19 protein-coding genes are annotated in these 21,355 nt (G+C 54.8%); 8 read left to right on the top strand and 11 right to left on the bottom strand.

Annotation, left to right across the window (positions count from 1 at the left end; translation table 11 throughout):
• Positions 1 to 55: 55 nt before the first annotated feature.
• Together EV681_RS03645 and ubiE are read right to left on the bottom strand one after the other, a co-directional pair.
• Positions 56 to 1,045 (bottom strand): Tim44 domain-containing protein, encoded by a 990-nt coding sequence (locus EV681_RS03645; RefSeq protein ID WP_128395989.1) that lies wholly within the window; start codon positions 1,043 to 1,045, stop codon positions 56 to 58.
• A 172-nt stretch (positions 1,046 to 1,217) separates the two neighbouring features.
• Entirely contained in the window at positions 1,218 to 1,985 is a 768-nt protein-coding gene (gene ubiE / locus EV681_RS03640; protein ID WP_128395988.1) for a bifunctional demethylmenaquinone methyltransferase/2-methoxy-6-polyprenyl-1,4-benzoquinol methylase UbiE, read from the bottom strand.
• Positions 1,986 to 2,103: 118 nt separating this feature from the next.
• On the opposite strand from ubiE, the gene phoB reads away from it, so the two are divergent.
• On the top strand, positions 2,104 to 2,799 hold the full coding sequence (phoB, locus tag EV681_RS03635) for a phosphate regulon transcriptional regulator PhoB (protein WP_025371273.1): 696 nt from the start codon (positions 2,104 to 2,106) through the stop codon (positions 2,797 to 2,799).
• A gap of 126 nt (positions 2,800 to 2,925) precedes the next feature.
• Positions 2,926 to 4,266 (top strand): phosphate regulon sensor histidine kinase PhoR, encoded by a 1,341-nt coding sequence (gene phoR, locus EV681_RS03630; protein ID WP_130303297.1) that lies wholly within the window; start codon positions 2,926 to 2,928, stop codon positions 4,264 to 4,266.
• 207 nt (positions 4,267 to 4,473) lie between these two features.
• On the opposite strand, the gene EV681_RS03625 is transcribed toward phoR, so the two are convergent.
• The 8 genes from EV681_RS03625 to EV681_RS03590 form a co-directional block, all read right to left on the bottom strand.
• Positions 4,474 to 5,079 (bottom strand): TetR/AcrR family transcriptional regulator, encoded by a 606-nt coding sequence (locus EV681_RS03625; protein ID WP_130303296.1) that lies wholly within the window; start codon positions 5,077 to 5,079, stop codon positions 4,474 to 4,476.
• A gap of 38 nt (positions 5,080 to 5,117) precedes the next feature.
• Positions 5,118 to 7,238: an acetate--CoA ligase family protein gene (locus tag EV681_RS03620; RefSeq protein ID WP_242612126.1), complete on the bottom strand. Its 2,121-nt coding sequence runs from the start codon at positions 7,236 to 7,238 to the stop codon at positions 5,118 to 5,120.
• Positions 7,235 to 8,326 carry an acyl-CoA dehydrogenase family protein gene (locus EV681_RS03615; RefSeq protein WP_130303295.1) on the bottom strand — a complete coding sequence of 364 codons (1,092 nt, stop codon included), beginning with the start codon at positions 8,324 to 8,326 and terminating at the stop codon, positions 7,235 to 7,237. The genes EV681_RS03620 and EV681_RS03615 overlap by 4 nt, the downstream gene beginning before the upstream one ends.
• Before the next feature lie 4 nt (positions 8,327 to 8,330).
• Positions 8,331 to 9,545 (bottom strand): acyl-CoA dehydrogenase family protein, encoded by a 1,215-nt coding sequence (locus EV681_RS03610; RefSeq protein WP_130303294.1) that lies wholly within the window; start codon positions 9,543 to 9,545, stop codon positions 8,331 to 8,333.
• 1 nt (position 9,546) lies between these two features.
• Positions 9,547 to 10,323, bottom strand: a complete 777-nt coding sequence (locus tag EV681_RS03605) for an enoyl-CoA hydratase/isomerase family protein (RefSeq protein ID WP_130303293.1) — start codon at positions 10,321 to 10,323, stop codon at positions 9,547 to 9,549.
• 32 nt (positions 10,324 to 10,355) lie between these two features.
• Positions 10,356 to 11,324 carry a Bug family tripartite tricarboxylate transporter substrate binding protein gene (locus tag EV681_RS03600; protein ID WP_165392930.1) on the bottom strand — a complete coding sequence of 323 codons (969 nt, stop codon included), beginning with the start codon at positions 11,322 to 11,324 and terminating at the stop codon, positions 10,356 to 10,358.
• Positions 11,325 to 11,356: 32 nt separating this feature from the next.
• The gene (locus tag EV681_RS03595; protein ID WP_242612125.1) at positions 11,357 to 12,232 is read right to left on the bottom strand and encodes a Bug family tripartite tricarboxylate transporter substrate binding protein; all 876 of its coding nucleotides are present in this window, start codon (positions 12,230 to 12,232) and stop codon (positions 11,357 to 11,359) included.
• Positions 12,233 to 12,542: 310 nt separating this feature from the next.
• Positions 12,543 to 13,463, bottom strand: a complete 921-nt coding sequence (locus EV681_RS03590; RefSeq protein WP_165392929.1) for a LysR family transcriptional regulator — start codon at positions 13,461 to 13,463, stop codon at positions 12,543 to 12,545.
• A 167-nt stretch (positions 13,464 to 13,630) separates the two neighbouring features.
• On the opposite strand from EV681_RS03590, the gene EV681_RS03585 reads away from it, so the two are divergent.
• The 5 genes from EV681_RS03585 to EV681_RS03565 all read left to right on the top strand — a co-directional run bounded on the left by EV681_RS03585 (position 13,631) and on the right by EV681_RS03565 (position 18,904).
• The gene (locus EV681_RS03585; RefSeq protein ID WP_130303290.1) at positions 13,631 to 15,136 is read left to right on the top strand and encodes an AMP-binding protein; all 1,506 of its coding nucleotides are present in this window, start codon (positions 13,631 to 13,633) and stop codon (positions 15,134 to 15,136) included.
• A gap of 39 nt (positions 15,137 to 15,175) precedes the next feature.
• Positions 15,176 to 16,141: a Bug family tripartite tricarboxylate transporter substrate binding protein gene (locus tag EV681_RS03580; protein WP_242612124.1), complete on the top strand. Its 966-nt coding sequence runs from the start codon at positions 15,176 to 15,178 to the stop codon at positions 16,139 to 16,141.
• Between the two features lie 106 nt (positions 16,142 to 16,247).
• The gene (gene pxpB, locus EV681_RS03575; protein ID WP_130303289.1) at positions 16,248 to 17,000 is read left to right on the top strand and encodes a 5-oxoprolinase subunit PxpB; all 753 of its coding nucleotides are present in this window, start codon (positions 16,248 to 16,250) and stop codon (positions 16,998 to 17,000) included.
• Between the two features lie 9 nt (positions 17,001 to 17,009).
• The gene (locus EV681_RS03570; RefSeq protein WP_130303288.1) at positions 17,010 to 18,032 is read left to right on the top strand and encodes a 5-oxoprolinase subunit C family protein; all 1,023 of its coding nucleotides are present in this window, start codon (positions 17,010 to 17,012) and stop codon (positions 18,030 to 18,032) included.
• A gap of 119 nt (positions 18,033 to 18,151) precedes the next feature.
• Positions 18,152 to 18,904, top strand: coding sequence for a LamB/YcsF family protein (locus tag EV681_RS03565; RefSeq protein WP_128395976.1), 753 nt, complete (start codon positions 18,152 to 18,154; stop codon positions 18,902 to 18,904).
• A gap of 173 nt (positions 18,905 to 19,077) precedes the next feature.
• On the opposite strand, the gene EV681_RS03560 is transcribed toward EV681_RS03565, so the two are convergent.
• Positions 19,078 to 19,677 (bottom strand): YqaA family protein, encoded by a 600-nt coding sequence (locus EV681_RS03560; protein ID WP_165392928.1) that lies wholly within the window; start codon positions 19,675 to 19,677, stop codon positions 19,078 to 19,080.
• A 116-nt stretch (positions 19,678 to 19,793) separates the two neighbouring features.
• Between EV681_RS03560 and ilvA the strand changes: the two genes are divergently transcribed.
• The gene (ilvA, locus tag EV681_RS03555; protein ID WP_130303287.1) at positions 19,794 to 21,302 is read left to right on the top strand and encodes a threonine ammonia-lyase, biosynthetic; all 1,509 of its coding nucleotides are present in this window, start codon (positions 19,794 to 19,796) and stop codon (positions 21,300 to 21,302) included.
• Positions 21,303 to 21,355 lie beyond the last annotated feature (53 nt).

The raw sequence follows: 21,355 nt of genomic DNA, 5'->3' as shown, positions 1-21,355 counted from the left end.
ACATGATCACGCCTTGTGTACCGCTGACATTGCCAGCAGTCGTTCTAAACTACGGTCAGGAAGCGTTTTCCACCGGAATCTGCTGAATACCCGCCAGCAACCAGCCGGAATTGTTTTCCTTGTACAGGTTCCACACTTCCTCGAAACGGAAGGCAGCTTCCTGCGCGTCTTCACGCAACATACCGGAGAAACGTACCGAAGCAAGATGGCCATCCTGAACCTGCTCGATACCAAGCAGTTCTGCATTGAGCAGCACCACTTCAGTCTGGCTTTGTCCGGCACGGCTGGTAATTTGCGGAGACAGCTCTGCAACCAGATCTTCGGTCAGATAGTTCTTGAGATCTTCAATATCGCCCTTGTCCCACAAACCCTGGATGGTCACGAACTGCTTCTTGGCCGTTTGCAGGAAGGTTGGGGTATCGAAATCGCCCGGAACAAACCAGCTTTTGTCTGCTGGCTCGGCCGCTGCCTGCGCATTGCCGGAAAAGTCTGTGGCAGACAGGCCGCTATGCTGCTGCATGGCGCCACTGGCGCTGTCCTGCCCGGTGTACTGGTGCCGTGAACCCGGCGCCGGGCTACCCGCCTGGCGCTGCATGGGCGAGGCGCCCTGGAAGGCCGGACGGGCCTGGCCACCGCGCAAGCGACGTACAATAAACATAACACCAAAAATAACGATGCCAATAAGCAATGCGCTGGACAGGAACTCAAGCATGGCGCCGCCCAAGCCCAGGCTTGACAGCAGCGCTGCAATACCCAGACCTGCGGCTATGCCGGCGATCGGGCCCAGGAAACGGGAAAAACCACTACGCTGTGCTGCCGCGCCCGCGTTGGCCGCAGCGCCGGCTGGCGCGGCTGAAGTACGATTAACGGCATTGGGAGCCTGTGCCGCTGGAGCCCGATTCGTTGTAATGTTGGAAGACTGGCGTCCGAAACTGCTGCCCCCTCCCATACGGCGGGCTTCAGCGTCATGGGTCACGGCCAGCATGCTTACAGATGACACGACAATCATCGCAGCGGCGAGAAATTTAGACCACTTTTTGAACATTGATTATTGCTCCGGTGGGATTGACCCACAATGAATAAATTAGCAAACAATTCAATCTTACAAAAACCTGAATATTTATGCAAGCTACTTTGTAATGAACGGAAAATGAAGGATTGGCATGCCCGAGCGGCATGCCTGTACCGGGCGCTGCGGCCTCAGTAAGCGCAAGGCCTCAGAACAGCTTGACGCCTTCGTGCAAGGCCACAACGCCGGCAGTCAGATTGAAATAGCTGACCCGTGGCAGACCGGCGTCGCGCATCATTTGCGCCAACGTTTCCTGATCCGGATGCATGCGTATGGATTCGGCCAGATAGCGGTAACTTTCTTCGTCATCGGCCACTTTTTTGCCAAGCCAGGGAAGAATATTGAACGAATACCAATCGTAGGCAGGCGCCAGCGGCGCCGCGATCCGCGAGAACTCCAGCACCAGCAACTTGCCACCGGGCTTGAGCACCCGTTGCATTTGTTGCAGAGCCTGGTCCTTGTGCGTCATATTGCGCAGGCCAAAGGCAACAGTGACCACATCAAAAAATTCGTCGGGAAACGGCAGGTGTTCGGCATCGCATACCACCGTAGGCAGCAACACCCCTTTATCAATCAGACGGTCCCGTCCAACCTGCAACATGGAGGAATTGATATCGGTATGCCAGACCTGACCGGTTGGCCCGACCTTGCCCGCAAAAGCCAGCGCCAGATCGCCGGTGCCCCCGGCAATATCGAGCACCCGCATGCCAGGGCGCACACCCGCCCGTCCGATCGTAAAGCTTTTCCACAAACGATGCATGCCGCCGGACATCAAGTCATTCATGACATCGTAACGTTGCGCGACCGAGTGAAACACTTGCGCCACTTTTCCGGCTTTTTCCTGTTCATCGACAGTACGGAAACCGAAATGCGTGGTACCGGATTGCCCGGCTGACGTTGGACGTTCTGAATTCATATGCAATCTTTATGAAAAGTAGGCAGGATTGTCACAAACATGACACAATCAGGCAATACCATTGAGACTAGTATTTCCGGTTAATGTCAATCAGGTGACTTTTTAATTTTACTTCATTATGGCCAGCACAATTCTCGTCGTCGAAGACGAACCCGCAATTCAAGAGCTCATCTCCGTCAACCTGTCCTTTGCCGGCCATAAAGTGCTGCGTGCGCTGGATGCCGAACAAGCAAAGGTCCTGATTAATGCGGAATTGCCCGATCTGATTCTGCTGGACTGGATGCTGCCCGGCTCCACCGGCCTGAATCTGGCGCGCAATCTGCGCAGCAGCGAGCGCACGCGTGATATCCCCATTATCATGCTCACCGCCAAGAGTTCCGAAGCCGACAAGGTGGAAGGGCTCGAAAGCGGCGCCGATGATTACATTACCAAGCCCTTTTCTCCCAAAGAACTGATGGCGCGCATCAAGGCCGTACTGCGCCGCCGCGCCCCGCAACTGACCGATGATGAAATCGAGATCTCCGGGCTCAAGCTGGATCCGGTGTCGCACCGCATCACAGGCAATGGTTCAAACCTGCCGCTGGGTCCGACCGAATTTCGCCTGCTGCATTTTTTCATGACGCACCCGGAGCGGGTCTTCACCCGAGGTCAGTTGCTCGACCAGGTCTGGGGAGACCATGTATTTCTGGAAGAACGCACCGTCGACGTGCATATTCGTCGCCTGCGCAAGGCGCTCGAGCCGAGCAATCATCATAATCTGGTTGAAACCGTACGCGGAAGCGGGTATCGTTTTACCTCTAAACTGCCGGCCTGATAGCCCAACAGGGCCGGCTTAGCGGGCCCGGTTTTCATTATTGATGCTGGCCAACTGCTGGCGCGCCGTGTTTTTCTTCAAGGTTGGGCGGCCAGCGCACGCCATTGTTCAGGAATATAATCAATCATGCCCCGCCCTTCACTCCTGCTCGCCTATCTTGCTGCCGTCGCCCTCGCGCTAGGCGTCCAGTGGCTCGTGGGCGGGTTCAGCGGCGTTCTGTTGCTGGCGGCGGGCGGCCTCGTTTATCTTGTCGGACACCAGCGTCATCACCGGCTCACGCTCAAGTGGGCCAGACAACCCACCAGCGCCCCCCCGCCCGATCTGGGCAGCTATGACGAAATCGTCACCCCGATTTATAAATACGTACGCACCCGACAGAATGAATATACCGCCCTGCGCGAACTGACCAATAACGTTCTTTCAGCGGCGCAGGCGCTACCGGCGGCAGCGGTCACGCTGGACAAGTCTTTTCAGATCGAATGGTGCAACGCTCAATCCCAGCGGCTATTGGACCTGGTCTATGAAAAAGACAAAGGCTACAACATATTCAATATCATTCGCCTGCCTGAGTTTTTCGATTACGCCCAAAGTCGTCAATGGACTCGCCCTTTGCGCAGTCGCAGGGAAATCGGCGGACAGGTATGTTCCCTGCAATTTCAACTGACCCAGCACGCCAATGAAGGTTACCTGCTGCTGTGCCAGGACATCACCCAGCTGGAAAAACTGCAAACCACGCAACGGGACTTTGTCGCCAACGTTTCGCATGAAATCCGCACCCCCCTGACCGTATTGATCGGCTTTCTCGAAACCATGCGCGACCTGCCACATGAAGCGCTGACCAAAGAACAGCGCAAACAATACGAAGAATTGATGCACGAACAGGCACAACGGATGCTGGCCATCGTGGCCGATCTGCTGACCCTGTCCACCCTGGAGTCGACCGAAATCGTCGACGGCACCAACGTGCAATTGGCCCCCATTATTGACAAGGCTGCCGTACAGGCTCAGTCCATCTCGCGCGAATCGCACGCTTTTGAATTCGACGTGGATCCTGCGTTAGCAGTGGTCGGGCAGATGAACGAGCTGGCATCGGCCGTCACCAACCTGCTGACCAATGCCGTACGCTACACACCGGAAGGCGGCAAAATAACCATCCGCTGGGCTCGCAACGAGCATGGCGAAGCCATCTTCAGCGTGACCGACACGGGTCTGGGCATTGAAAAGAAAGATATTCCACGCATTACCGAGCGCTTTTACCGGGTAGACAAAAGCCGTTCTCGCGCTTCCGGCGGAACCGGCCTGGGCCTGGCCATTACCAAGCACATTGTCATCCGGCACAATGCCAAGCTGGTTGTGGACAGCGAAATCAACAAGGGTAGTACCTTCAGGATTGTTTTTCCGGTCGAAACCGTGGTGTACGAACAAAAGGACGGCAGCACCAAAGCAACTGAGGCGGCAGGCGCCTGAGAAGTCGCCGCGCCCGTGTTGCCAAACGGCACCCGATAAATTATCAGACAGCAATAGTGCCGGATCAAACCTGTCGCTGCAATTTTTATCTGCCATTTTGCCACTTGTGCAGATCGCTGGATTTGTCAGTAAATCGGGCCGGGATCAGCCAGCAAGACACATTAACTTCCCTACCAGGCCCATATCATTGCCATGCTTATGCGAACATTATTCGGCAGGCACCTGATGGCTACGCACGCCGTTTAAGTAAGTATCCAGATAAATGTCTATGATTTGCGTGGCACTATATTTGCCGTCGCTGCGATACCATTTTGGCAATTGATTGATAATCGAAAGCAGGAATTTGCTGGAAAGCCGCGGCTCCAGGTCACTTCTGAAAACGCCCGCGTTCATCCCGTCACGGAGAATCTGCTTTAGCAAGCCCTCGTACGCATCCCTGACTTCCAGAATCTGCTCCCGGGCCTCATCGGAAGCCGCGCCCCAAAATAGAGCAGACCCCGACATCCAGCTGTCCTGGTTTTTTTCGTAATGTTCAATAGAAGCGTGCATGTATGCGTGTAAACGCGCCTCTGCCCCACCTTGCGCCTGACTGACCGCGTTCTCCACTTCATGCAGCAATTGGTCCATGCCGGTCCTGGAACTGGCGCGATAGATGGCCTCTTTGCTTGGAAAGTGGTGATACAGCGCTGCTTTGGTCAAGCCTGTTTCAGCCGCGATCATGCTGATCGACGCCCCACCATACCCATATCGCGCAAATAGACGTCGCGACGCTTCCAAAATTTTTTGTCTTCGGTCCGGATCTCTGGATGCCATGCAATAGTCTCGTTATAGGGTTCAGCCGTGAATTATAGCTAAGTTCCCTTTCTAAACGAGATCACTGCGTCCAGACAAGCCGCCCCGGATTCCATTACAACGAACGGATTGATATCAACGCCTTCGAGCACCGGTGCCCAGTCTTGGGCAAAATCTGACAGGCGCAGTAGCGCAGATTCCAATTGTTCGATATCGAGTCTTTTCTGGCCTCGCCATCCGGTAAGCAGCCGGCAAGCGCGTACCGACCGGACCAGTTGGCCAGCCCGTGCCTTGGACAACGGCACAGAGGCGAAAGCGACATCGTCGTATAATTCAACCGCCACGCCCCCCAGACCGAACATCACCATTGGGCCAAAGGTCGGATCTATATGTATGCCCAATATTGTCTCGACGCCGCCTTTTATCATCGGAGCGATAAGCACGCCCTCAATTGACGGCTTGTCACTCAATTTTCCGGCTGCGTCCAGTAACGCCTCGAATGCCTCCCGGACTTGTTTGGCATTTTGCAAATTCAGTAGAACCCCTCCAAATTCGGTCTTGTGCTGAATGTCCGAAGAGACGATTTTCGCCACTACTGGATAACCTATCTCGGACGCTGCGGTCACTGCTTGAGCTGCGCTTTCACACAATGCTTCTGTCGGCACCGGCAGGCCGTACTGCGCGAGCAGGCGTTTGGCCTGCCACTCGTTCAGTGCAGGCTTAGCGGCATCAGGCCGATGTCGGCCGGGTCGAACGGGGTCAGGTAAACCGGGATGCAGCGCCAACCAACGCCGTTTGAGTTCGCACAACGCAGCCACGGCTCGCATTGCCCGCCCAGGATCGGCGAAAATCACCAGGCCTTGCTGCTCCAGTTGCTTGCGCAACGACTCCTCGGACGGCCCCACCAGTACTAACAGACGGTCCGGATAATTGGTCCTGATCGCGGTCAATTGCTCAAGCAGCGGAAGAAATCTGCCCGGATCGCAAGGGATCTGGGCTAAATAGATAAAATGGGTGGAGAACTCGGTACCGCCAATGACAAGGTCTATCAGATCCGATAGCCCTTGCTTGATGGCACCAATCTGCGCGGTCGTATCCAGAGGATTGACGCCGACAAGAAATGGCACTACCTGGCGGGCCTGCTGCTGCAGCTCTTCGCTTACAGCAGGAACCTTTACGCCATAACGCTCGGCATCGTCGGCCATCAGCACACCAATACCACCCGAGACGGTAATAATACTGGCACTATCATTCGCAGGCAGCGGCAGTTGCGTACACACGTACGCAATGTCCAGCATTTCTTCAATTGAATAGGCGCGCCATGCCCCGCATTCCTGGCATACCACGTCAAAAATCCTGTCGTTGCCGGCGATCGCTCCCGTATGGGTCGCTACCGCCTGCTGGCCGGTAACAGAACTGCCGACTTTCATCAAGATTACCGGCTTGCCGGCCGCTGCCGCTTTGAGCAAGGCTGTGCGCAATCGATTGCCGTCACGACACCCTTCGATAGCCGCACAGATGACCTTCGTCTGCGTATCCGAGGCCAGAAAATCAATGCATTCGGTGACATCAATATCAGCCTCGTTGCCGGTAGCAACGATGCGCGCAATACCCAATCCACGTTGGATGGCCTGCGCATATGCACACGAGCCAAACGCCCCGCTTTGGGTCGCAAAACTGATGCCGCCGGGCGAAGGTGTAAGCGCCTCCAGCGCTGTAGAGAAGGTTGCAAAATAGCGATTTCGCACACTGACGATGCCCAGGCAATTGGGGCCAAGCAGTCGCACGCCATGACGCTTGGCCAGCTCGACCAATTGGTTCTGACGCACGAGACCTTCCGCGCTTTCTTCTGAAAAACCCGAACTCAACACCTGAACCGCTTTGATGTTTTTTGCGATGCAATCCTGCAAAGCCTCTAGTGCTGCCGACGCTGGCACAATAATGAGTGCCTGATCAACATCACCGGGGATATCTGCCAGACAAGCATAGGCTTTCAACCCTTGCACTGTTTCGGCACGTTTGTTAATAGGGTAAATGGTCCCTTCATAGCCTGCTTCGAGCAAAAACCGAATCGGCCTGCCTCCCAGTTTTGCTGGGTCTGACGACGCTCCGATGATCGCAACCGAGCGTGGATTGAATAGTTGATCCAATGAATGACCATTCATCTGTGCTGACTTCATTTTTCGCCCGCCTGCAATTGAGTCAGTGCTTTGGCGTGACTGTGCACATCGCCAAAACGAAACGCATTGGCCACGAGTCGTGAAGCCATACGCGCCGCCATTGTCTCCTGGGTCATGCCCATGCCGCCATGCAGTTGAATGACCGATTGTGCAAACGCGATCGCCTCTTCCCGTGTATATACACCAAGCAAATCCAAAGCAGCCAGATCATCGCTGCCACCTGCTTCATCCAGTGAACGCAATGATGCCATTAACAGATTCTTGCAGGTTTCATAACTAACGTAGAGTTTGGCAACATCATGCCTGAGCACCTGAAACCGGGCCAGTGGCTGCCCAAACTGCTTCCGTTCCTGCAAGTAGTTCACGGTCTCGGACAGCATATAGTTCATGGTGCACACAATATCTGCGGCAACCGACACCTGCGCCAATTTCCAGCCTGCCTGGCACATTGCCGACGCGTCATCACCCTGAACCAAAACGCTATCGTTGGATATTTTCAACGAACCCATGTCAACCCGCTTGATGCGTCGCCGCTCGACGGTGACAAAACTGCTGGCGTGGTCCGGCAATTGCCCTGCCTCGATAATGACAATACTGATTTTCTGGCTGGCCGTATCAAGCGCGCAAAATAATACGTGTGTACAACCTTCGGTCCACTCAAAATCCTCCAGCCGACCATTAACAGTCCAGCCATCCGTGACGGGCGACAGTTGGGGGAGCGCATGCGTTTGCCGCCAGCTGAGTGGTCCAGCCAGTTCAATACACGCCACGCCTTCGGCAATCTGCGACAGTAGGGCACTGACCGTTTCCCGCTCGGGCGCTGCCTCAAGCATGCCAGGCACAATACAGCACCGGGTCATGATAGGCAGGTTAATCGCCCGTGAAGCCATGCCCTCCAGCAAAGAGCCGATATCTGCAAAAGAACCGCCATAGCCGCCATTGCTCTCGGAAATCAACGTGCTGCTCCATCCCATTTCCTGGATCATACGTGGATATAGTGCTGCCTCGTATGAGGAAGCATTTTTTGCTACACGTTCAGCGCCTTCCAACAGAACGCCTGGAAAAATAGTTGCTACTTCAAATCCCATCAAGTCATGCTCCTAACAATTGACGTGCCACCACATTGCGCTGAACTTCTGTCGTTCCGCCAGCAATCGTCTTGGACCGGGTAAACATATAGTTCTGCAACCAGATCCCGGACTCAGTTGGGTCCGCTGCCTCAGATATGAATTGTTGGCTGCCGGCCGGGCCGATAAGCCGCAATGCCAGTTCGCTAAGCCCTTGCGCTACCAGGCTGCATCTTAATTTCAGCGCCGAGGGTTTTGCACCCAACGGTTTTTTCTCCATCATGTCGTCAATAGCGTCAGCCAACATCTCCCGGGCACCTTTTATCTGCGCTGCCAACATGAACATGCTCTGATTCAGCGCAGAATAGTCATGACTCGCTTGTTGCTCATGCTGACTTGTCCATAACAGTTGTGCCACCCTGCGCCATTGTCGGACTAACTGACCAACGCTGGCCGGCGGTAATCGTTCGCGCTCAAGCAGATATTTGGCGCACTGCCACCCCTGCCCCTCCTGCCCCACTCGTTGGGTCAGCGGCACATGAACATTTTCGAAAAACACTTCGTTAACGTGGTGCCAGCCATCGATGGTTTCTATCGGTTTCACCGTTATCCCCGGCGTGTCCATTTGCACCAGTAGCAGCGTAATACCCTCCTGTTTTTTGTCTTCGCGCGAGGTTCTCACCAGCATATAAATCATGTTCGCTTCGTGAGCATGAGAAGTCCATATTTTCTGTCCATTCACAATGTAATGGTCGCCATCCAGCTCTGCGCGGGTTTGCAGGGATGCCAGATCAGAGCCCGAATTTGGCTCCGAGTACCCCTGACACCACCAGTCAGCGCCACTGATAATTCGGGGAAGATAAAGTTGTTTTTGTTCGGACGTCCCAAACTGCATAATGACCGGCCCAATGTGGCCCAGCCCATGATGGTAGAGCGGTGGGCAATCAAAATCTGCGATGGCCTCTTCAAATATCATGCGCTGGCGCAGGTCCCAGCCGGTACCGCCATGCTCAAGCGGCCAGCCCGGCGCTGCCCAGCCATGTGCGTGCAGGATTTGCTGCCACCGGCTATATACCGTACGCGTCAGTTTTTCTCCGGCCCGCACCTTTTTGCGGATATCTTCGGGGCAATTGTGCCGAACGAAATGACGCACTTCATGCTGAAACGCCAGATAATGCCCCTGTTCATTGTTTGCACTTGATGGCAAGGAAAGATAATGGTCATTCAGTTGCGCGGTCATATTACCTGCCTTTGTACAGCGGTGACCGTTTTTCCAGAAAAGCCTGCTGCGCCTCGGCGGCGTCTTCTGTCCTGGACAATGCAACAGTAATGTTTTGTTCGTAACGATAACCCTCGCGCTGCGGCATATTGAGCGTCACTTGCGCAGCCTGCTTGGCATACTGTAAAGACAAGGGCGCTTTTGTTGCGATCTCTTTAGCCAAATTCAAGGCATAAGGCAACAGCTCTTGTCGCGGCAGGCTGGCCTCTATCAACCCCAGGCGGTAGAGTTCATCGGCGGTCACTTTCATTCCAGTATAAAACATGCGCCGGGCCCTGGATTTTCCGAAGATTCGCTGCAATAATGCCGTCCCGCCGGCCAGCCCAACGTTAATCTCTGGCATGGCCACATAAGCATTATCCGAAGCAATCCAAATATCGCAGGCGGCCATCAAACCAAAGCCGGCCCCAAGCGCGGGACCGTTTACCGCTGCAATCACCGGTTTGCTGCAGTCAGCAATGGAAAGGGCCGCTTCGCGCACCAGACGATTGTGGCTCCAGTAAGCGCCTGGACCGCGTTGCTTGATAGCAGGGCGCTCTGTGATATCCGCACCCGCAGAAAATATATCGCCATGCGCAGTCAGTACAACACATCGTATTTCCTCATCATCATTGAAAGAATCGAAAACGCCAATCAACTCTTCACGCAGCGCAGCACTTTGCGCATTGACGGGGGGGCGATTCAAATAAACAATAGCAACGCCGTCTAGACGTTCAACTTCGATAAACTTCAGTGTCATTGGTTTGGATTCCATTGATAGTATTCTGCTCATTACTGAACGATAAATTTCACACCGCTATCGACCAGGCCTTGCAGCTTTCGGGCCTCTGCGTCAAGGAAGCTGGCAAACTCTGCTGGCGTGCCACCGACAACAAACAATCCGGCACTCTCGAGCACTTTTCGAACCTTCGGATCTTGAAGGGAGGTATTTAAACCCTTATTCAACTTATCGATAACGGGTTTTGGCGTATTGGCCGGCGCCATGAAACCGAACCAGCTACCGAAGACCATATCGATGCCCTGTTCCTTGAAAGTCGGCACTTCAGGTGCGGCGGGATGCCTGGATTCATTCGCAATGCCGAGCGCTCGTAGCCGCCCTGCTCGTACATTGGCGATGGAACTTGGTCCGTCAAAAATGCCATCGACCAGGCCGGCCAACAGGTCATTCATGGCCGGCCCAGTGCCTTTGTATGGAACATGAGTAAAACTCACTCCCACTTGCTTGGCCCACAACTCAGCAGCAACATGGGGACTTGAGGCATTGCCGGACGAAGCAAACTTCAGGTTACCCGGCGCTTTTTTCCCTTTCTTGATCACATCATCAAGTGTGCGCAGATCACTCTTGGCGGGCACAACCAACATACTGCGGCTGTTGCCCAGCAACATGAGCGGTGTCAGCGCAGCCGGCTCGTACGGCAGATCTTTTCTCAGGATCGGGTTGGATGTATACGCATAACTGGTCAGCAGCAGTGTGTAGCCATCGGGTTTGGCTCTGGCAACCTGCTGCGTGCCGATAATCGTGGCTGCGCCGCCTTTGTTTTCCACTACGACCTGCGTATTCCACAGGCGTCCCAGATAATCACCAATCGAACGGGCATATGCATCCGTGATGCCACCTGCGGCATAAGGCACAACAAGTGTAATGGGGCGATCGGGAAAGGTCTGCGCATGCGCCGAAAATGCGCATGCTGCACATAACGACGCAATCGCCATTTTCAATTTCGTTTGGAGTTTTCTCATGCTTTTAATCTCGGGAAGACATTGAACATTCATTATTTTTTATGCATCACCGCAATGGCGGCACTATCGATGACAGCTTTCCAGCGCTTTTGCTCGCTGCGGACCAGCGCCTGCATTTGCTCAGGCGTACTGCCACCAAGCACGGAGCCGGTTGAGGCAAACGTTGCCTGTAATGTCTTGTCGGATGCGACCTTATTGATTAACGCGTTGAGCTTTTCAATAACGGCTTCGGGCGTTGCGCCAGGCGCCGTAATGTAATTGATCGGAGAAGCTTCGAAACCGGTCAGTACATCGGCGATTGGTCGGATCCCCGGCTCAATGGCAGCCGGCTGCAATGTAGACACGCCCAGAGCCCGTACTTTGCCCGAACGGATATGCGGCAGGTATACGCTGAGCGTATCGATCGTCATCTGCACCCGCCCCCCCACAATATCGGCCGCGGCAACAGAAGAGCCCCTGTATGGCACGTGGGTGATGTTGATGCCAGCCATTTTCTTGAACAGTTCTCCTGCCAGGTGACTGGTCGACCCAATGCCCGAGCTGGCAAAATTTACCTTGGCCGGGTTTTGCTTCGCGTAGTCAATCAATTGCTGTATCGAGACCGCCGGAAAGTCTCTGGTGACAACCAGTACATTGACGCCCGCTGTCAGTTTGCTGACGGCGCGCAAGTCCTTGAGTGCATCGTAGGGCAAATTATCTATTAGATAAGGTGCTGTCATTTGCTGGCCGGGCGTGGTGTACAAAAGCGTATAGCCATCGGGAGCAGCATGCGCTACTCTGGCGGCACCCAGCGTGCCGCCTGCACCCGGTACGTTCTCGACGACAACGCTTTGCCCGACCAAGTCGGACAGCGCCTTTGCAAACCTGCGCGCGCCGATATCCGCTCCGCCGCCAGGGGCAAAAGGCACAACCAGGTGGATTGCTTTATTTGGAAAAGCTATTTCGCCAGCGCGGACCGCTGGCTGTGAACCGATAAACGCGAAGAATGCCAAGCACACCGGTAACCAAATCCTCACCTTGCCTCCTTATTTTTATAAGCCGCTCGGGTCGAGCCATTTGAACTTACCGAACGATCGTTAAGTTCAAACTATACAGATAGCCAGGTATCGGACAAATTAGGACAAACCCGGACAACCCGGAGAATCTGACCGCAAGGTCATAGGCACAGCACAGGAGGAGCAAGCATTTGCGCTACTGATGTCAGCAGCACGACGCGCGCTACGCAAACATCCATCGTAGTTTGCGGATGACAAAATCAATAAACCTTCGTTGCAATTGAGTCATATGAAAAGTCTGCGTGGATATCACATACAGACGATCACCAAACCCTTTTATTTGGCAATCCGGCAGCAGGCGGAGCAAAGATGCATCATCCAGTTCTTTTTTTATCGAATAAACCGGCAGCAAGCCAATACCCTGGCCCCCGATCACGTTATCCCTGAGAAACGGCAACGATTCGGACTGCACCCGTAAACTGAGCGGAATATGGACCGTGCTATTTTCATTTGTGATAACAGTAAGTTTGGGGCTGGGCACGGTGTAGGTAGGCGCAATAAATGGCAAGCCGGCCAGTTGCCCTGGCAGCGTAATCGCCTCAACCGTTTCCAGAAAACCAGGGGCCGCACATATACACCAGGGCACAGCGCCTATTTCACGGGCGACATAGTCCTGGGGAATGTTGTCAATCGTTGTTATCTGCAAGGCGACATCAATTTCGGAAGACAGGAAATTTTTGATCCTGTTGCTGAAAATGATTGTGAATGAAATATTCGGATTTTCTTTGATGAAATCGATAAGGACCGTGTTGAAATAGTCCTGCCCCAGGCTGGTGGGCACGCACAGGCGTATGTGCCCCTGCATTTCATTTTTCAGGCCTGATAACTGACGCTCGGCAGTGTCTAGTTGTTCAAAGATACCAACGCAATGGTCATACAGGCACTGGCCTGACCCTGTCAGGTCAATATCGCGCGTAGAGCGCCGGATCAGTTGCGAGCCAATATTGTTTTCCAGCGCCTTGAGTTTCTGGCTGACCCCTGAGCGACTGATGCGCAATTTTCTGCCGGCCGCAGACAGCGAGCCTGTACGCACAATTTCATGGAAAACGTATAACAGATTCAAATCGTATTCATAAGGCTTCATATGAAATTTACCCTGCCTTGTGCGTGCCATCATTGGTCATCGATTTGTATTGTAGGTGTTTTCCTTTATATTGTTCATAATTAATAAACAATCTGTTGAGAGCAACGACGTTGTATCTGCCGGGCAGATTCGGTAAGCTTTTTCTGATAACGAAAGGACACGAGACAATGATCAAGGCAAATCTGATTTTCAATGATGCCGTGGTGAGCAATGAAGCGTTAAATCGGCAAACAGACTTGCTGATGAGCGCATTAGAACAAGCGGGCATGACAGACACAGATGTGATTGCCATTTATCTGCCCAATTGCCCGTCGCTCATTGAAGCTATTGCCGCTTCGATGGTATACGGCAATAATTATTGTCCGATCAATTACCGGCTGACGCCGGTCGAAGTCAGCTATCTGTTGCGCGACAGTGAAGCCAAAGTGATTGTGACCAGCAACGAAGGCTATGAAAAGATCAAGGCAGTTGTGCCCAATGAAATGAGCGTCATTCTTGCAGATCAAGAACGTGGCCAAATCACCCGCGCACACACCTACTACAAACTGGATCATTCCGAAGCTGTTGCTCGCACGGCTGCAGCATCGCCACGTTCCAGATATCTTGGCACCCATATGCCGTATACATCGGGCACCACAGGCAAGCCAAAAGGGATCGTACGGGCAAAAAAACAGCTGAACGACATATCCACCAAACCCGGCCTTATCGCCGGCGCGCTGGGCATTGAAGACACGGGTGTGGCCTTAATGCCTGCGCCACTGCATCACAGCGCAACCAACAGTTATGTCCAGCAGGCGCTGTTATACGGCAGCACCCTTATCCTGATGGACCGGTTCGATTCCGAACAAGTCCTGCAGTTGATTGAAAAATACGGCGTAACAACGGCCTATCTTGTGCCCACGATGTACAAAAGAATGCTCGATTTGCCACGGGAGACCAAAGCGCAATACGATTTGTCCAGTCTGCAGTTCGTTGCCTCTACCGGTTCGGCCTGCCCTGCTGCTGTCAAACGCCAGATGATCGAGTGGGTAGGACCGGTCATCCATGAAAGCTACGCCTCCAGCGAAATGGGCCTGGTCACACTGATCAGTGCTGCCGAATCCATGAAAAAACCAGGCAGCGCCGGCAAACCGCTGGGCCATGCCCAAATCAGAATCCGGGCAAACGGGACCTGGGCGCAAGCGGGCCAAAGCGGACTGATATACGCGCGACAACCCGCCTATGCCGACTTTACCTACAAAAACAATCATGATGCGCGCCAATCCATGGAATGCGATGGTTTGTTGACCGTCGGCGACATTGGATATCTGGATGACGAAGGATATTTGTATGTGACCGACAGACAATCGGATATGGTTATTTCTGGCGGCGCCAATATCTATCCGGCCGAAATAGAACAGCTCATTCATCAGCGGCAGGACATTGAAGACACCGCCGTGTTCGGCATCCCGGACGATGAGTTTGGAGAAAGCCTGATCTGCCTGCTACAAATGAAGGCCGGGCGCACATTGGACAAAGACGAATTCGTCCAGTTTCTCAGGGCGCATCTGGCGGGCTACAAGATCCCCAAAAAAATCGGCCTGATTGACAAGCTGCCCCGCGAAGAGACCGGCAAGTTATTCAAAAAGAAATTACAACATTCGCTGGCCGATAAAGCAGTCACCTACCTGTAAACCATTTTTATAACAATCAGCAAACAGAGAGACAATAAAATGAAACGACTAACCGGATGCCTGGTGCTTGCGGCATTGACCATGAATACGGTAGCCCTGGCCGCCGACTACCCGACCAAGCCAATTACGCTGGTTGTTCCTTATACAGCCGGCGGCCCGACAGACCAGATGGCGCGATCGCTGGCCCAGGGACTTGCCGAGCAATTGAAGACACCGGTGGTGGTCGATAACAAGCCAGGCGCGCATACATCGATTGGCACCGGCTACGTAGCCAATGCGGCTGCCGACGGCTATACGCTATTGATGGCAAGCAACGGCAGCATGATACTGAACCCGTTACTGTACAAAAAAACACCCTACAAACTGACCGACTTCAGGGTCTTTGCCATCGCAACCGAAGCGCCCCTGGTCGTTGTGGTCAATCCAAAGCTCAAGGTGCACAATATCCAGGAGCTAATCAGCTATTCCAAGTCTGTGCCGAAGGGACTGAACTATTCGTCCGTGGGCCAGGGCAGCCCGTTGCACCTGGCGACCGAAATATTGAATGAAGAAGCAAAAATGAATATGACGCATGTGCCCTACAACGGCACGGCGCAGGCGCTCACAGCCGTGGCCGCCGGGGACGTGGATTTGATGAGTGACGTAGTGAGTACGTCTATGCCACTGATATCGGCAAACAAAGTGCGGCCCATCGCCGTCACAACATCGCAGCGACTCAAGGTGCTTGCCGACGTACCTACGGTTGCAGAATCGGGCTTCCCGGGTTTTCATGTTGCCACCTGGTTCGGGCTGGCCGTGCAAAAGGACGTCCCCGCAGCAGTCACAGAAAAACTGCACAAAGCTGCATACCAGGTTATTACCTCCGACAGCTTCAGGAAACGCTTCGAAGCCTTGGGCCTGATCGTACAAGAAAATCAGAATCAGCAGCAGGTGGATCAATTCGTCCAGACTGATCTGGCCAGTTGGAAACGGATTGTCGACTTGAAACAGCTTTCGCTGGATTGACGGACTCAGGTTTTACCCCTAGCCGTCGTCGCTTCTTTCGGATTACTGATAAACTGTACGGCACACCCGTTCGCAGGCCCCGATTTCCGACTGCATTGCACAACGCATGAGTTCACACCCGGTCAATTCCTCCGCCCCCTGGACCTTTACCGCTGAAGGCGATCATTGTCTGATCATCCGTTTCGGTGATCGCATTGATCCGGCGATCAACGCCCGGGCGCGCCAGGCCGCGGAACTCATCCATAACGCAGGTATGCCTTATATCAGCGATCTGGTTCCCACCTTCACTACCTTGGGGGTGTATCTGCATCCCCTATATGCCGATCCGCCTGCACACACAACGCTGATCGACACCCTTACCGCCGTGCTTGCACCGCTGGCCCAGCAGCAAGAGAACGCCACCGGCGCCGTTACCGAAGCCACCCGACTGATCCGTATCCCGGTCTGCTATGACCCGGAACTGGGCATCGATCTGGCACAGATTGCCCGGCACTGCAAACTCACGGTAGATGAGGTGGTTCAATTGCATACGGCAGCGCCGGTTCGCGTTTTCATGCTTGGCTTTGCCCCTGGCATGGGTTATATGGGTTTATCCGACAACCGTCTTGCCATCGGCCGACGCAGCACGCCACGCAATCGCCTGCCTGCCGGTTCGGTCGCCATCGCCAACCGCCAGACTGTCATCTATCCCAATGAATCGCCGGGCGGCTGGAATATTGTCGGCGCCACGCCGTTGCGCCTGTTTGACCCAAGCACGCCGCCCTATGCGCTGTATGCCCCGGGCGACCAAGTACAGTTCGAAGCCATCGGCCGCCAGCAGTATGAACAGATCAAGGCGCAACAGCATGCCACGGGTTGAGGGGAAAACATGAGTCTGCTGGCACTCAAACCTGGCCCCCTGTCCCTGTTTCAGGATGCTGGACGGCATGGCTATCAGGCCTACGGCGCGCCGGTCTGCGGCGTCATGGACCAGGTGGCATACAGGCTGGCCAATGCCCTGGTGGGTAACCGCGAGCCCTTGCCCGTGCTGGAGATGACGCTGTCCGGCCCGCAGATCAAATTCCAGCAGGATGCCTGCATCGCCGTATGCGGCGCCCCTTTTTCCCTGCGATGCGACAAAAGACCGCTGGCGGTCAACCGCCCTCATCTGATCCGCGCCGGGCAGGTACTGGATATTGGCGCGGCGCCCATGCTCAATGGTCGGCCGCAGGGGCATGCGCGTGCCAGCCTGGCCATTGCCGGCGGCATACAACTGTCCACCAGCATGGAGAGCGCCAGCACGGACATCAAAAGCCGCATGGGCGGCGTCCAGGGACGCGCACTGGCCAAAGACGACAGGCTTGTTCTTAACCGGACGATCAATGCCACGGCAGTTGACGCGCTCGACCACTTTCTGGATGATTTTCGGATCTATTTGCCAGCAGGGCTCGGGTTGGCGGCTCGACAGCATATCCGAATTACCCGGGGTGCGCACTGGACGCTGTTTGACACCCGACAGCAAGACCTGTTTCTGAACTCATCCTACAGCATTACCTCGAACTCGGATCGAATGGGCTACCGCCTTGACGGCCCGTCCCTGGAACCCGAACCCGGCCTGCAAATTCTATCGGAGCCCACTGCTTTTGGTACCATCCAGGTCCCGCCTGATGGCCTGCCGATTATTCTGATGGCAGACCGCCAGACCACAGGCGGGTATCCCAAGATTGCCAATGTCGCCAGCGTTGACCTGCCAGTGCTGGCGCGCTGTTTACCCGGCGAGCGCCTTGAGCTGACACTGATCAGCCTGGACGAAGCACACCAGCTCTTCCGGCAGCGCGAAGCGCTGTTTGCACCGTTGCTGCAAGCCCTGGCGCCGCTGGCCATAAGCATTGACGCTGCATTCTCCCGATGAGAAGGCAAGACCGATAGCGGCATTATTTGGCGGGCACCGTTTGTTGTCCGACCGTTACGGTATAGAATGCCGATATGACTGCCGTGTTTTCATCTGCATGCGGCAGAGGGAAGAATCCTATGAAAAAAATTGATCTCAATTGTGATATGGGTGAAAGTTTCGGCGCCTGGACCATGGGTGACGACGCCGCCATCATGCCTTATGTTACGTCGGCCAATATCGCCTGTGGCTTTCATGCGGGGGATGCACATACCATGCGGCACACCATGCAGCTGGCACTGCAACAGGGTGTCAAGCCAGGCGCACATCCTGGCCTGGATGATATACGCGGCTTCGGGCGTCGCCCCTTTACCCTCACACCCATCGAAGCCTACGACCTGGTCGTGGTGCAGATCGGCGCGCTTGCCGCGGTCGCCCGCGCTCAGGGCGGCAGGCTTTATCATGTGAAAGCGCACGGCGCCTTGTATAACATGTCGGCCAATCATGCCGAGCTGGCGGCGGCCATTGCGCAGGCGGTATTAGACGTGGATTCGCAACTGACGCTATTTGCGCTGGCCGGCAGCAGACAGGTAGAGATCGCCCGTGGCCTGGGCCTGAACGTCATGCAGGAAGTCTTTGCCGATCGCTCCTATCAGGATGATGGCACCCTGACGCCACGCAGCCAGCCAGGCGCCCTGATCGAAGACGTTGAGACATCCGTGTCTCAGGCGCTAACGATGGTACGCGAGGGTTATGTGATCGCCCAGTCAGGCAAAAAAGTGGAGATTCAAGCCGATACACTGTGCCTGCATGGCGATGGCGCGCATGCGCTGGCGTTTGCACGCCAGATTCACGCTGTTTTTGCAAAGGAAGGGCTGCTGATGGCCCATTGAGGCGATGGCTGTGATGCGCGGTTACATAGTCATCACGCCTCCATGCTTGCCGATCCCGCTATTGCTTATTATGTGGCCCGCCGGCAAACGATTGTTATTGAATCTGCCGCGAGGCGATCAAGGCTCGGGCATTGCCCCGCCAGCCCAACCACACAGCCAGGGCCCGCCGCTATTTACCAGAGCCACAATACGGCGGAGGTCATCAGCAGATAGCGCAGGAACTTGCCGATGGTCATAAAGATAATACACGGCAACAGGGGCAGGCGCATCCAGCCGGCGACACCGCAAAGGGGATCGCCCACCACAGGCAGCCAGGAAAACAACAACGCTGCGGGACCAAAGCGGTCAAAATAATAGGTCATCTTGCCGTGCCAGCGCCCCCCTTCTTTGCCCGGAGCGGCAGGCGCCGGCGCAGCGTCATCGCCTTCGGACAGGTATTTTTCTTCGGCCGCCACCGCCCGGCCGGTCTCGTCGACCACTTCACCGGCAGCCAGCGCCTGCTTGTGCTGGAACTTTTCATAGGCGACCTTTGCCGCCTTGCCCATATAGTAGGTGATTACCCCGCCAATGGTATTGCCCACAGTGGCGATCACCATGGCAGGCCAGAACATGTCGGGCGCTATTTTCAGATAGGCGATGACCACAGGCTCCGAGCCCAATGGCAGCAACGTGGCCGAGACAAGTGCAACGACGAAAATGCCGGGCAAACCGACAGTCGGAAGGGATAACACAGTCAGCATTTCCCTGACCCACAGCATTACTTCATGTTCCATAACTTCCCTATTGGACCGACTTTTTGAAAACGACGGTTCCGGCTTTAATCCCAAAATCAGATCCGCTATGTTAACCTTAAGCGCTTATCTGTATCCTCTTTTCTTTCAAAAATAACATGTCAACCGACTACCTCAAACGCATACTCACATCCCGTGTTTACGATGTCGCAATCGAAACAGCCCTGGAACCGGCCACCCTGCTCTCGCAGCGGATTCAGAATACTGTACTGCTCAAGCGTGAGGACACCCAGCCGGTTTTCAGCTTCAAAATACGCGGGGCCTATAACAAAATGGCCAACTTGCCCCCCGAAGCGCTCAAGCGCGGGGTCATTGCCGCCTCGGCCGGCAACCATGCCCAGGGCGTGGCCATGTCGGCCAAGCGACTGGGCTGCCGTGCCGTGATTGTCATGCCTACCTCCACGCCCGCGGTAAAAGTGGATGCGGTCAAGCGCCTGGGCGGCGAAGCGGTGCTGCACGGCGACTCGTACAGCGACGCCTATGAATTTGCCTGCACCCTTGAGAAAAAGGAAAAACTCACGTTCGTGCATCCATTTGACGATCCCGACGTGATTGCAGGACAAGGCACCGTTGCCATGGAAATGCTGCATCAGCATCCCGGCAAACTGGACGCCGTTTTTGTACCTATCGGCGGCGGCGGGTTGCTTGCCGGCATTGCCGCTTACATTAAACAGCTGCGTCCGGATATTGCCGTCATTGGCGTGCAGACAGAAGACTCCGATGCCATGGCGCGCAGCTTCCGCGCCGGACGTCGCATCCATCTGAACGACGTGGGTTTGTTTTCCGATGGTACTGCAGTCAAACAGGTCGGCAGCGAAACCTTCCGCCTGATTCATAAATATGCCGACGATATCATCACCGTCAATACCGACGAGTTATGCGCGGCCATCAAGGATGTGTTCCAGGATACGCGCAACGTGGTAGAACCGGCCGGCGCGCTGGGCCTGGCCGGCGCCAAGCGCTACCTGGCCGAGCACGGCTGGAAAAACAAGACTGTCATTGCCATTGCCTCGGGCGCCAACATGAACTTTGACCGGCTGCGCTTTGTTGCAGAACGGGCCGATATGGGTGAAGCCCGCGAAGCCATCTTTGCGGTTACCATGCCCGAAGAGCGCGGCAGCTTCCGCCAATTATGCACGCTGCTGGGTAACCGCAGTGTGACCGAATTCAACTATCGCATTTCCGACGCGCAAAAGGCGCATGTTTTTGTCGGGATTCAGATCAGCTCGCATGCTGAGGCCGAAAAGCTGGCCAACACCCTGCGCCGCAAAAAATTCGAAACCCTGGATTTGACCCACGATGATCTGGCCAAATCACATTTGAGATACATGGTCGGCGGCCATTCGCCGCTGGCAGATAACGAAGAATTGTACCGCTTTGAGTTTCCGGAACGCCCCGGGGCGCTGATGCGTTTCCTGGATACCATGAATCCCGAATGGAATATCAGCCTGTTTCATTACCGCAACCAGGGCTCGGATTACGGCCGGGTGCTGATCGGCATACAGGTTCCACCTGCCGACAAAAAGGCGTTCAAGCTGTTCCTCTCGCAAATTGGCTACCCTTACGAGAACGAAAGCAAGAATCCGGCGTACAAGCTGTTCCTGTAAAAACAACCGTGACTGCAGTCAGTATAGAAGCAGCATATTGATTGGGCATTGCA

The organism is Advenella incenata (assembly GCF_004217095.1).
In the GTDB taxonomy this organism is placed as follows: Bacteria; Pseudomonadota; Gammaproteobacteria; order Burkholderiales; family Burkholderiaceae_B; genus Advenella; species Advenella incenata.
The sequence above is the reverse complement of the archived record's forward strand: the minus strand, read 5'-3'. Positions and strand labels throughout refer to the sequence as shown.

Bases quoted from the DNA above. Each gene is read 5' to 3' on its own strand.
- EV681_RS03605 (WP_130303293.1), bottom strand. From the start codon at position 10,323: ATGACACTGAAGTTTATCGAAGTTGAACGTCTAGACGGCGTTGCTATT.
- EV681_RS03570 (WP_130303288.1), top strand. From the start codon at position 17,010: ATGAGTCTGCTGGCACTCAAACCTGGCCCCCTGTCCCTGTTTCAGGAT.
- ubiE (WP_128395988.1), bottom strand. From the start codon at position 1,985: ATGAATTCAGAACGTCCAACGTCAGCCGGGCAATCCGGTACCACGCAT.
- phoR (WP_130303297.1), top strand. From the start codon at position 2,926: ATGCCCCGCCCTTCACTCCTGCTCGCCTATCTTGCTGCCGTCGCCCTC.
- EV681_RS03645 (WP_128395989.1), bottom strand. From the start codon at position 1,045: ATGTTCAAAAAGTGGTCTAAATTTCTCGCCGCTGCGATGATTGTCGTG.
- EV681_RS03580 (WP_242612124.1), top strand. From the start codon at position 15,176: ATGAAACGACTAACCGGATGCCTGGTGCTTGCGGCATTGACCATGAAT.
- EV681_RS03600 (WP_165392930.1), bottom strand. From the start codon at position 11,324: ATGAGAAAACTCCAAACGAAATTGAAAATGGCGATTGCGTCGTTATGT.
- EV681_RS03620 (WP_242612126.1), bottom strand. From the start codon at position 7,238: ATGAAGTCAGCACAGATGAATGGTCATTCATTGGATCAACTATTCAAT.
- EV681_RS03625 (WP_130303296.1), bottom strand. From the start codon at position 5,079: ATGGCATCCAGAGATCCGGACCGAAGACAAAAAATTTTGGAAGCGTCG.
- EV681_RS03585 (WP_130303290.1), top strand. From the start codon at position 13,631: ATGATCAAGGCAAATCTGATTTTCAATGATGCCGTGGTGAGCAATGAA.
- ilvA (WP_130303287.1), top strand. From the start codon at position 19,794: ATGTCAACCGACTACCTCAAACGCATACTCACATCCCGTGTTTACGAT.
- EV681_RS03615 (WP_130303295.1), bottom strand. From the start codon at position 8,326: ATGGGATTTGAAGTAGCAACTATTTTTCCAGGCGTTCTGTTGGAAGGC.
- pxpB (WP_130303289.1), top strand. From the start codon at position 16,248: ATGAGTTCACACCCGGTCAATTCCTCCGCCCCCTGGACCTTTACCGCT.
- EV681_RS03565 (WP_128395976.1), top strand. From the start codon at position 18,152: ATGAAAAAAATTGATCTCAATTGTGATATGGGTGAAAGTTTCGGCGCC.
- EV681_RS03560 (WP_165392928.1), bottom strand. From the start codon at position 19,677: ATGGAACATGAAGTAATGCTGTGGGTCAGGGAAATGCTGACTGTGTTA.
- EV681_RS03590 (WP_165392929.1), bottom strand. From the start codon at position 13,463: ATGAAGCCTTATGAATACGATTTGAATCTGTTATACGTTTTCCATGAA.
- phoB (WP_025371273.1), top strand. From the start codon at position 2,104: ATGGCCAGCACAATTCTCGTCGTCGAAGACGAACCCGCAATTCAAGAG.
- EV681_RS03610 (WP_130303294.1), bottom strand. From the start codon at position 9,545: ATGACCGCGCAACTGAATGACCATTATCTTTCCTTGCCATCAAGTGCA.